Source organism: Massilia horti (assembly GCF_004614195.1).
Lineage (GTDB): Bacteria > Pseudomonadota > Gammaproteobacteria > Burkholderiales > Burkholderiaceae_D > Telluria > Telluria horti.
The window spans coordinates 1-10,612 of sequence record NZ_SPUM01000098.1 but is presented as its reverse complement, the minus strand read 5'-3'; the positions used below and the strand labels follow the sequence as shown (position 1 = coordinate 10,612).

The 10,612-nt window shown below is 68.0% G+C and carries 8 protein-coding genes and 1 pseudogene; 6 read left to right on the top strand and 3 right to left on the bottom strand.

Annotation, left to right across the window (positions count from 1 at the left end; all coding sequences use genetic code 11):
• Both E4O92_RS24860 and E4O92_RS14405 read left to right on the top strand, forming a co-directional pair.
• A pseudogene (locus tag E4O92_RS24860) lies at nucleotides 1–591 on the top strand (TraV family lipoprotein); the annotation flags it as partial.
• Nucleotides 592–632: 41 nt separating this feature from the next.
• Entirely contained in the window at nucleotides 633–2,993 is a 2,361-nt protein-coding gene (locus E4O92_RS14405) for a hypothetical protein (protein WP_135190433.1), read from the top strand.
• Between the two features lie 102 nt (nucleotides 2,994–3,095).
• Here E4O92_RS14405 and E4O92_RS14400 read toward each other — a convergent pair whose 3' ends face one another.
• On the bottom strand, nucleotides 3,096–3,563 hold the full coding sequence (locus E4O92_RS14400) for a glycine zipper domain-containing protein (protein WP_135190432.1): 468 nt from the start codon (nucleotides 3,561–3,563) through the stop codon (nucleotides 3,096–3,098).
• Between the two features lie 15 nt (nucleotides 3,564–3,578).
• Nucleotides 3,579–4,259, bottom strand: coding sequence for a DUF3313 domain-containing protein (locus E4O92_RS14395; protein ID WP_135190431.1), 681 nt, complete (start codon nucleotides 4,257–4,259; stop codon nucleotides 3,579–3,581).
• Nucleotides 4,260–4,445: 186 nt separating this feature from the next.
• Here E4O92_RS14395 and E4O92_RS14390 point away from each other — a divergent pair, with 186 nt between their 5' ends.
• The gene (locus E4O92_RS14390) at nucleotides 4,446–6,632 is read left to right on the top strand and encodes a patatin-like phospholipase family protein (RefSeq protein WP_135190430.1); all 2,187 of its coding nucleotides are present in this window, start codon (nucleotides 4,446–4,448) and stop codon (nucleotides 6,630–6,632) included.
• 131 nt (nucleotides 6,633–6,763) lie between these two features.
• The gene (locus tag E4O92_RS14385) at nucleotides 6,764–7,894 is read left to right on the top strand and encodes an AI-2E family transporter (RefSeq protein ID WP_135190429.1); all 1,131 of its coding nucleotides are present in this window, start codon (nucleotides 6,764–6,766) and stop codon (nucleotides 7,892–7,894) included.
• On the opposite strand, the gene E4O92_RS14380 is transcribed toward E4O92_RS14385, so the two are convergent.
• Nucleotides 7,891–8,604, bottom strand: a complete 714-nt coding sequence (locus tag E4O92_RS14380; protein ID WP_135190428.1) for a lipid-binding SYLF domain-containing protein — start codon at nucleotides 8,602–8,604, stop codon at nucleotides 7,891–7,893. The genes E4O92_RS14385 and E4O92_RS14380 overlap by 4 nt on opposite strands.
• Before the next feature lie 323 nt (nucleotides 8,605–8,927).
• Here E4O92_RS14380 and E4O92_RS14375 point away from each other — a divergent pair, with 323 nt between their 5' ends.
• Both E4O92_RS14375 and E4O92_RS14370 read left to right on the top strand, forming a co-directional pair.
• Nucleotides 8,928–9,881 carry a sensor histidine kinase gene (locus tag E4O92_RS14375; RefSeq protein WP_135190427.1) on the top strand — a complete coding sequence of 318 codons (954 nt, stop codon included), beginning with the start codon at nucleotides 8,928–8,930 and terminating at the stop codon, nucleotides 9,879–9,881.
• Nucleotide 9,882: 1 nt separating this feature from the next.
• Nucleotides 9,883–10,539 carry a response regulator transcription factor gene (locus E4O92_RS14370; RefSeq protein WP_135190426.1) on the top strand — a complete coding sequence of 219 codons (657 nt, stop codon included), beginning with the start codon at nucleotides 9,883–9,885 and terminating at the stop codon, nucleotides 10,537–10,539.
• Nucleotides 10,540–10,612 lie beyond the last annotated feature (73 nt).

The following is a 10,612-nucleotide window of genomic DNA, read 5'->3' as shown; positions in this document are numbered from 1 at the left end:
AAACAGCGCCAGGCTTCGGCCGGCCAGCGTCAGGCTTCGGCCAGCCAGCGCCAGGCCTCGGCCAGCCAGCGCCAGGCTGCGGCCAGCGAGCGCCAGGCCTCGGCCAGCCAGCGCCAGCAGAACGCGTCGCAAGCCCAGGCGCAACGCCAGCAGAGTGCTTCCCAGGCTCAGGCACAGCGCCAGCAAAGCGCTTCCCAGGCCCAGGCGCAGCGCCAGCAAAGCGCGTCGCAGGCCCAGGCGCAGCGCCAGCAGAGTGCCGCCCAGGCGCAGGCGAATCGCCAGGCGGCATATGGCGGCGGTTATTACGGCGGTGGCTATTACGGTGGCTGCCACGACTGCGACGACTGGGACGGCGGCGAGTTGGCAGCCGGCTTTGTGACGGGCGCGGTGGTGGGCGGATTGGCGACGGCGGCCATGACCCCCAGCACCACCGTGGTGACCACTCCGACCACGGTGGTGACCGGGCCGCCGTGCAATGTGGCGCCAACGACGGTGAACGGGGTCACCTATTACAACTGCGGGTCGAGCTGGTATGCGCCCGGTTATGGCAACGAGGGCGTCGTCTACATGCCGGTACCGCCTCCGGCGTAGTAGCGCGGTGGGCCGAACGAGCTTGGGTCAGGGAGATGGCAATGAGACTGAAGACGCTGCTGGTGTTGACTGTCGCGGCCCAGGTTGCAGCGGCGGCCGTGCCTGAGGACGCGGGTTGGCCGCGTGAGGTCAAGGTCGGGCCCACGACCGTGACCTACTACGAGCCACAGGTCGATTCGTGGAAGAACTTCAAGGACCTGCAGTTCCGGATGGCGCTCGACATCCGCGGGGCCGACGGCAAGCAGGTGATCGGCATCGGCGAGATTCACGCCCTGACCGATGTCGACGTCGACCAGCGGACTGTCGTGATCCACGATATGCGGGTGGTCAATACCAGTTTCCCGTCGGTGGACCCGCAGACGGCCAAGCGCATGGATGAAAAATTCAGGCAATTCATCGCTAACCACAAGGCCGTCACGATGTCGCTCGACAGGCTGGTCGCGGCCGCCAACAAACCCGCGCCAGTGCACGAGGTGGCGGTGAAGAACGACCCGCCAAAGATTTTCGTCAGCTATCAGCCATCCTTGCTGCTGCAGACCGACGGCAAGCCGCAACTGGCCCCCGCCGGCAAGAGCGACCTGAAGTTCGTGCTCAACGCGAACTGGCCGGTATTCCTGGACCCGAAGGCCAACCGCTACTACCTGTTCAACGGCGCGCAATGGATGAGCGCCTCGGCGCTGGAGGGGCCGTGGCAGGAGTCTGCGGCGCCTCCGCCCGGATTGCATCAGGTGCTGAACGACCCGCACTGGGCCGGCCTGAAGAAGGCCGTGGCCTCGCCCGAGAAGAGCAAGACCGTGCCTGCGGTGTACTACAGCAGCGGGCCGGCCGAGATCATCGTCTTTTCCGGCAAGCCCACTTATTCCGCCATCCCAGGTACCGAACTGGTCTACGCCAATAACACCGACGCCGACCTGTTCGTCTACAGCCGCACCAATGCCTATTACTACCTCGCGGCCGGGCGCTGGTTCCGCGCCGCCAGCCTGGATGGCCCATGGACCTACGCCACGCCGGATCTGCCGCCAGACTTTGCGCGCATTCCGCTCGATAGTCCGGCCTCGCGGGTGCTGGCCTCGGTGCCCGGCACCGACGAGGCGAAGGACGCGGTGCTGATGGCACAGATTCCGACCACCGCGACCATCGATCCGGTCAAGGCGGCCAAGGGCGTGAAGGTGGCGTACGACGGCCAGCCACAGTTCGCGCCGATCGAGCACACGTCGCTGCAGTACGCGACCAACACCGCGTCGCGCGTGATCAAGGTGGACAATGAATACTACCTGGTCGCCGACGGGGTCTGGTTCCGTTCAAATACGCCGACCGGGCCATGGACCACCGCGCCGTCGGTGCCGAGCGTGATCTACACCATTCCGCCCAGTTCGCCGGTGTACAACGTCACTTACGTGACCCAGACCACCGCGCCCAACGGCACCGTCCAGGCCAGCTACACGGCCGGCTATCTGGGCACCTTCGTCACGGGCGCGGCGGTCGGCGCGATCCTGGCCAACGGCACCGGCTACTACTACCCGCCGTCCTATTACTATCCGCCGTCAGGCTATCCGGTGTACCGCCCGTATTCGGCGACGTATGGGGTCGGCTCGGTCTACAACCCGTACACCGGCGCCTACGGCGTGTCGCGCGGTGTGTACGGGCCGGCGGGTGGCTATGGCGTTGGCACCGCCACCTACAATCCGTACACCGGCACCTATGCGCGTACCGCGAGCGCCTACGGCCCCTACGGCAGCGGCAGCGCCGGGGCCGCATACAATCCGTACACCGGCGCCTATGCGCGCGGCGGCACGGCCACGGGGCCGTACGGTTCCGCATCCTATGCGGCCGGGCGCAACCCGAGCACCGGGAACGCGGCGGCGACCCGCCAGGGCAGCAACATGTACGGGCAATGGGGCAGTTCGGCGGTGCAGCGCGGCGGTACCACGACTACCACCCAGCACGCGAGTTCGGCGACCGGCACGGTGGCTTCGGCCCAGTCGTCGACCGGGGCGCGGGCGGTGGGCGGCAGCGGGGCGCGCGGCACCGGCGGCGCCGCGATGACTGCCAGCGGCGACCTGTATGCGGGCAGGGACGGCAATGTGTATCGGCGGTCCAATGGCAGCTGGCAGAAGTACAGCAACGGCGGCTGGAGCAACACCTCGGTGCAGCCCGGTAGCCAGGCACGCGCGAGCGGCGCTAGCGGCACGGGCGGCACGACCGGCACGAGCGGCACGCGAACGACCGCCCAGTCGTCCGCGGTGCCGCAGCACCTGAACCAGGAGTGGCAGGCGCGTGAACGCGGCACGATGCAGACGGAGCGCTATGCGCAGACCCAGCACACAGGCTGGCAGGGCGGTGGTGCACGGTATGGTGGTGGCTACGGTGGTGGTTTCGCGCACGGTGGTCACCGGCGTTAGCAGGGCCGTAGGGTGCGCACCTGTGCGCACGCGGTACGTGTGTGTACCCGCGCCAACGGCATTCAACCGTACAGCGTGCGCACAGGTGCGCACCCTACGATCCTAACTGATGCTATACCCGCGCCCGCTCATGCAGGACGACCAGGCGCGGTTGAAGCTGTCCATTTTCGCCTGTTGCTGCTGTTGCGCCGCCTGGTTGCGCGCCTCCTGGTTCTGGCGTGCCCGGCGTCCGCCGGCCATCGTGCCGACAACGGCGCCAACGCCGGCGCCCGTGCCCGCATCGCCGGCGATCGCACCGATCGCCGCACCACCGAGTGCGCCGCGCGCGGCGCCACCGGCGCGTTCGCCGCCGCCAACCGCCGGGCCGGTTTCCTGCGGCACGGGCGTGGCAGCCAGCGCAGCGGGATCAACGCCACTTTGCTTGACCGCCCACTGGTGGCATTCGCCTTCATCCTTGCTTTGCCGCGTAGGGCTCTGGCCGTTGGCGGGGTAGGCGATCGGCTGGGCAGCCGCCGCCAGCGGCAATGCCAGCAATAACAGGCGCGCCGCGTTGCATATCATGGTTCGCATTTTTTGTCTCCCAGATCATTGCACATTCATGGCCACCGGCGGCGTGACGCCGCGCAACTGGTCGAGGCGTTTGCGCACGTTCCTGGCCCAGTAATCGGTAATCGACGCGAGCGACTCCCACGTGATCTGGTCACCTTGCGGTAGTCGCTGGTCGCCCTTGCGCGAGGCGGTGCCGGCGATCACGCGCTTGCCATCGGGGGCGAGAACTTCCACCTCTCCCGACATCTCGGCCACATGCGGCGCGGTCCCCACGGCCTCGCGCCCCCGATTGACGAGCGCCTTGACCGGCAGGACGTCGATCGCGTGCTTGGGCGGCGTGGCTGCCTCCAGGCCGGTGATCGCGGAGCGTACCGTCAACACGTCAGGCCCCGCCTGGTCGACCAGCTGGTAGGTGGGTGCCAGGTACCGTTGCAGCGACTCGTGCATCTGGGTGCGGATGCGCGCGATCACTGCGGGGTCCGGCGGCGGCTCGCCCGGCACCGGCGTCACCAGCACCTGGGGTGGCAGGAGCCGCAGCTTGGTGTAGGGCCGGAAATCGAAGTTGCGATCGACATACAGCATCACGCCGACGCGGTCCGGCGCCGGCTGCAGTTGGGAGTAATCGCCGAGAAAGCCGGACGGTTGGGCGGGGGGAGTCGATTGGCAACCCGCAATCAGGGCCAGGGTGACGACGATTGCACCTGAAGTGAGTTTCATGGCGATCCTCGTGTTCAACTGCTAACCGATAGCCACCATAGCGCGGCATGGCAGGTGCGCCTATTGACCTTTGGTCTAGTGTCAGGACACTGCACTTGATGCTCATCAGTGGGGATGCGGGCGCTGCCGTGCGCGGCAGGCGTGCCGATTACCATGGGCGCTGGTTGCCACTGGAAGGCTTCGAGCATGACCCCCACCCCCCTGAAACCGCTGGTGGCGCTGGTGCTGGCCGCGTGCGCGCTGGCGCCAGCCGGCGCGCAGACGCCGGCCCGCCCGCGCATCGGCCTGGTGCTCGGTGGTGGCGGCGCGCGCGGGGCGGCCCACATCGGCGTGCTGCAGGTGCTCGACGCGTTGCGGGTGCCGGTCGATTGCGTGGCCGGGACCAGCATGGGGGCGCTGGTGTCGGGCGCCTACGTCAGCGGCGTCGGGCCCGAGCGCATGCTGGCGCGCCTGGCCCGGGTCGACTGGCGCGACCTGTTCGAGGACAATCCGTCGCATGCGGAGACCAACTACCGCGAACGGACCCTGCAGAGGAGCTACTATCCGGGCCTGGAGTTCGGCGTCACCGGCCGCGGCTTGCGCTTTGCGCACGGCGTGGTCGGCGGGCAGAAGATCAAGCTGTTCCTGAACACGCTGGTCGGCGCGGACCGCGGCGAACGCGCGATCGAAAGCCTGCCGTTGCCGCTGTCGCTGGTGGCCACCGACATCGGCACCGGCGAGAAGGTAGTGTTCCGCTCCGGCCAGCTGTCGACCGCGATGCGTGCCAGCATGTCGGTACCGGCGCTGCTGTCGCCGGTGCGTTATCAGGGGCGCAACCTGGTGGACGGCGGGCTGGTCGACAACCTGCCGGTGGATGAGGTCCGGACACATTGCAGCGCCGACGTGGTGATCGCGGTGGATGTCGGCTCGCCTTTGAGCCGCCCGCAGGACGTGGATTCGATCGTTGCCGTCACCGGGCAGATGATCAACATCCTGGCCGAACGGAACTCGGTCGATTCGCGCGCGTTGCTCAGGGCTTCCGATATTTATATCCGGCCCGACCTCAAGGGCATTACGTCGGCCGACTTCTACAAGTTCCGCGAGGGCGCCGCGAGCGGGCGCAACGCGACGCTGGCGCAGGCCGACAGGCTGCGCCAGTACGCGGTGCCGGAAGAGCAGTATGCGGCCTGGGCGCGGCGGCTGCAGGTCGACTACCAGGCGCCGCCGCTCGTCGACGAGGTGCAGATCGTTGGCCTGCGGCACGTCAATGCGCAAGCGGTCGCCCGGCACCTGAACGTGCCGCTCGGCCAGCCGCTCGACACGGTGCGGCTGGAACGGGGCCTGGGCCGCATCTACGGCGACGGCGACTTCGAGCAAGTCGACTACGAAGTGCTCCCCCATGACGGCCGTGCCACAGTGCGCATCCTGCTGACCGAGAAGCCCTGGGGGCCCGACTACCTGCGCTTTGGCGTCAACCTCGAGGCGGCGTCGAAGGAGACCAACGTTGCCCTGCGCGCCGCCTATCACCGCAAATGGGTGAACGCGCTGGGCGCGGAGTGGCTGAGCGGGGCGCAGGTGGGCGACAGCAGTAACGTGTTTACCGATTTCTACCAGCCGCTCGATCCGCGCCAGCGGGTATTCGTCGAACCGTTCGCGGGACTCGAGCGCAACCGGTTCGGGGTGTTCCAGAACGACCAGCGGATCGCCGACTACATCGTGCGCCAGCGGCGCGTCCAGGTGAATGTGGGCACCAATATCGGCGTGCTGGGCCAGGCAAGGCTCGGCTGGCGGTGGCGCAAGGTGGACACCTCGGTGGAAACCGGCTCGCCGACGCTGCCGAATGGGCAGGTCACGCTGCGCGGCTGGCAGGCGATCCTTGACCTGGACCAGACCGACCGCGCGTTCTACCCGACCAGGGGCTGGTCGGCCAACGTCACCTACTTCAGAAACAACGGACTCGACTACAGCACCCTGTCCTCGGACCTGCGCGCGATCAAGTCGTGGGACCCGTACGTGGTCAACGTGCGCTACAGCTACCTGAACAGCTGGGGCAGCCGGCTGCCGATCGCCGAAGCCGGCGGGCTGGGCGGCATCCTGAACCTGTCCGGCTACGTCAGGAACCAGATCCTCGCCGGCGACCTGCGCTTTGTTGGTGTGCGCGGTGAAAAGATCATCGGCCATATGCCGCTCGGCCTGTCCGGCGATCTGCGCGTCGGCCTGTCGCTGGAGTTCGGACGGGCACGCAAACGCTTTACCGAAACCGCCCTGGAAGGCTGGCAGCAGGCCGCTGCGCTCTACCTGGGCGGCGAGACACCGCTCGGCCCGATCTATTTTGGCTACGGGTATGCCAAGGGCGGGCGTTCCAGCCTGTATCTATTCCTCGGCCTGCCATGACGCGGCAGCGGCGCCCGGCGCGCTCCCGGTTAGGCTTAAGTCCAATTTGAGCTGTCCCGTTGGACGCTGACAATGGTGCAAGATTGCCGGCGCTCGCCCGGCGTTTGGACTGCACAGCTAAGGAGGTTCCGGTGAAATTCGAACGATTGGTGGAACAACTGACGGGCATAATCGCGCTGCTGGTCCTGGTCGGCGGCGCGCTGATGGTGGTCGCGCCCTTCGTCACCGCCCTGATCTGGGGTGCGATCCTGGCCTATTGCAGCTGGCGCCCGTTCCAGCGCCTGGCCAAGGCGATCGGCGGACGGCCGGGGCTGGCGGCGCTGCTGGTGGTGCTGGTGATCCTGGTGGTGCTGATCGGCCCGGTGCTGTATGCAGGCGTGACGGTCACGGCCAAGCTGCCGGTGCTGGTGGCGCGGGCGCAGGAGCAACTGGCGGCCGGGGTGCCGCCGCTGCCGGACTGGATCAGCCGGCTGCCGCTGGTGGGCCCGCGCATCGACCAGGCATGGCAAGGGCTCGCCAACCACAACCCGGCGATGGTGGAGCGCGTGCGCGAGCTGGCGCGGCCGATCCTGCACACCTCGCTGGAAGCGGGTTTCGGGCTGTTGCAGGGCCTGGGGCTGCTGATCGTGAGTGTGCTGTTTGCCGCGTTTTTCTACCTGAACGGCAAGAGCCTTGGCATAGCGCTCGAAGCCGCCATGCGCCGCATTGCCGGCGCCCGCGCCCCTTCGCTGCTGGCGCTGCTGGGCGGGACCGTCAAGGGCGTGGTGTATGGCATCCTGGGCACCTCGCTGGTGCAGGCCATCCTGTGCGGCATCGGCTACTGGCTCGCGGGCCTGCCTTCGCCCGGCCTGCTGGCGGCGATCACGTTCTTCCTCGCCTTCGTGCCCGGCGGCCCGCTGCTGGTGATCCTGCCGGGGGCCGTCTGGCTGGTCCGGCAAGACGCGGCCGCCTGGGCGGTCTTCCTGATCGTGTGGGGCGGCGTGGTCGCGATCGCGATCGACAACGTGCTCAAGCCGATGATCATCGGCAAAAGCAGTCACATGCCGTTCATCCTGACCCTGCTCGGCGTGATCGGCGGCGCCAAGGCGTTCGGCCTGCTCGGCGTGTTCGTCGGGCCGACCCTGCTGGCGGTGGCGTATGCTGTGCTGAGCGAGTGGACGGCGGACACTGCCATTGCCCGTGCTCCCGAACCGGCGGCTCCCGTCGGGGCCCCGATGCCACTCGATCCGGCGCCGACCGAGCGGCGCCACCGGTCTTCCTAGCGGCGGTTCGCGACGCTGTTGGCGGCCTCGGCTTCCAGCCCCACCATCCTCTGCTCCAGCGCGGCGGCCCGCGGGCTGGTCACGGTTTGCCGCACCAGGATGTCGACCGGGCTGGCCGGCTGGCCATAGTACGAGGCGTTGCCGGTGCTGTCGACCGTGACCACCATGCCGCTCAGGTTGATGCCGCCGTACAAGCCTCTCGACCGCGTATAGATCACCATGTCGGCCACGATCGGGGCGCCGGTGCCGGCGCCGACCGGGCCGACGGCGATGCTGACGTCAGCACCGAGCTTGAACGAATTGGACAGCAGCGAATTGAACGCCTTGTCGTTCATCACCAGGATCACCATTTCAACGTTTTGGGCCCCGGCCTGCAACCCAATGCTGCCGGTACCCAATTTATAAAACGCCGGTCCGACCCAGCGGTGCGGGCCCTGGCTGCGCGCCATCACGGTGGCAGTGCCGCCGGAGGCGCCGACAATGAAACCGGCCTGCCAGATGCTCGGGCTGACCAGCACCGCTTTCGCACGCGGCAGGTTTTGTTGCAGCCATGTCATTTGCGGATCGCGCACGAAGCGTTCGAGCGTTGCCTGGGCATTCTCGGCGTCGGTGGCGGCATCCACCTGCGTCTTGGGTGACGCGCACCCGGCAAGTAGCAGGTAGACGCAGGTAAGCAGCAAACCAGCAGGGCGGGCGAGCATTTTAAGCATGATGACCTCCGGGCGGAAAAAAGATAAACGCGCGGCGAGCGTGCGCCTCGATTCCCCGATATAGACCACACTGCGGCGCTGCCGTTCCGATATCGGAGTGGTTGCCGTCGCGACAGTGACAGGAACCGGACACCAAACTCGCGCGCACCGGCATGGTCTATAGCCCGGGGGAGGGCCATGTGCGGCAGACCGGCCGGCTCGTCAAGCCGTCAGGAATACTGGTCGGAGGATAGCCGCTGCGCGCAGGCGCCGTCCGGGAGGCGGGCGCGCAATCCCGGTTCGACCAGGCCGCTAGCGCGCACGGTGCCGCGGAGGATGGATCGATGTACCAGAGTTGGACGCTGGCGAAGGGGGGCGCAGCCAAGGCGCTCGTGGCGGGTGCGGTGCGGCTGGTGGCTGCCGGCGCCGCCTGTTTTGTGGCCGCCCGCATCGCCGCGCTGCGGCGCGATACCGAACGCCTGCAGGCCGAGGCGGTAGAGCGCAAGAAAGCGTTGACTGCGTGCCGTGCGCAGGCGTTCCGGTGCGCGCGCGCCCAGCGCCGCAGCGAACGCGCGCTCGGCGAGCAGCAAGCGCAGGTGGCCTACCTGAACCGCGCTGTCATTTTGGGCGAGCTGTGCGGCGCCATCGCCCACGAATTGAACCAGCCGCTGGCGGCGATCCTGGCAAACGCCCAGGCCGCGCGGCGCTGCCTGGCACGCGACCCGGCGGACCAATCACTGCTCGAGCCGATCCTCGATGACATCGTCGAGGCCGACCGTCACGCGGCGGCCGTGATCCATCACTTGCACCTGCTGTTCCTGCATGGTGAGGCTCAGTTGCGGCCGCTTGAGATCAACGCGGTGGTGGGCCAGGCCTTGCAGTTGGCGCGCTGCGCGCTCGATGCCCAGGCGGTGCAGGTGCACGTTTCACTCGGCACCGGCCTGCCGCCCGTGCGCGGCGACAGCGTCCAGCTGCAGCAGGTGCTGTTGAACCTGGTCGTGAATGCCTGCCAGGCGATGCGGGCAACGCCGCCGGAAACGCGGCAGCTGGCGATCCAGACCGAAACCGGCACCGGGAACACGGTGCGCGTGTCGGTGGCCGACCGCGGGCCGGGCATTGCCGCCGATGCGCTGGAGCGCATCTTCGAACCGTTCTTTACGACCAGGCCGCAAGGACTGGGATTCGGCCTGTCGGTTTCGCGCGCGATCATCGACGCGCATGGCGGTCAGGTCGAAGCGGCCAATGATGGCAGGGAGGGCGCCGTGTTCCGGATCACGCTACCGCCCGCGGGAGGATGAGATGAACGAGAAGTGCGTGGTGTATCTGGTGGAGGACGACCCGATCCTGTCGCGCGCGCTGGCGCGCCTGCTGCAGGTGGAGGGACTGGCGGTGCAGGCCTTCCTGTCGGCCGAAGAGTTTTTGCTGGCGCACGAGCCGTCGCGGCCCGGGTGCGCGGTGATCGACGTGCGCCTGCCGCAGCGCGACGGGCTGGCCGTGCAGCAGGCCTTGCTGGCGGCGGGCGGCGAGCGGGCGGTGGTCCTGATGAGCGGTTATGACGATGTCGCGGCAGGGGTGAACGCGATGAAGGCTGGCGCGCTCGATTTCCTGGTCAAGCCGTTCGAGGACGAGGTCTTCCTGGCGGCGGTGCGCTGCGCGCTGGAGGCCGATCGCAAGGCGCGCCTGGTGCGCGACCAATTGCAGTCGGTACGCGGCCGGCTGGCCACGCTCACGCCGCGCGAACACCAGGTGCTCGAGCATGTGGTGGTCGGCCGCCTGAACAAGCAGATCGCGGCCGACCTGGGCATCACGGAAAAGACGATCAAGGTGCACCGCGCCCGGGCCATGGAGAAGATGGGGGTCGGCACGCTGGCCGAGCTGGTGCGCAAGACGCTCGAGATCGAGGTCGGCACGGTGGTGGGCGACGGTGGGCTCATCGATGGCCGCCCGGTGCTGTAGGAGGGGGCGGACGCCATAGCGTAACGTGAAAGAAAGCACTGTACGGACGTGCAGCGTCCTGACCTGAGTAGGC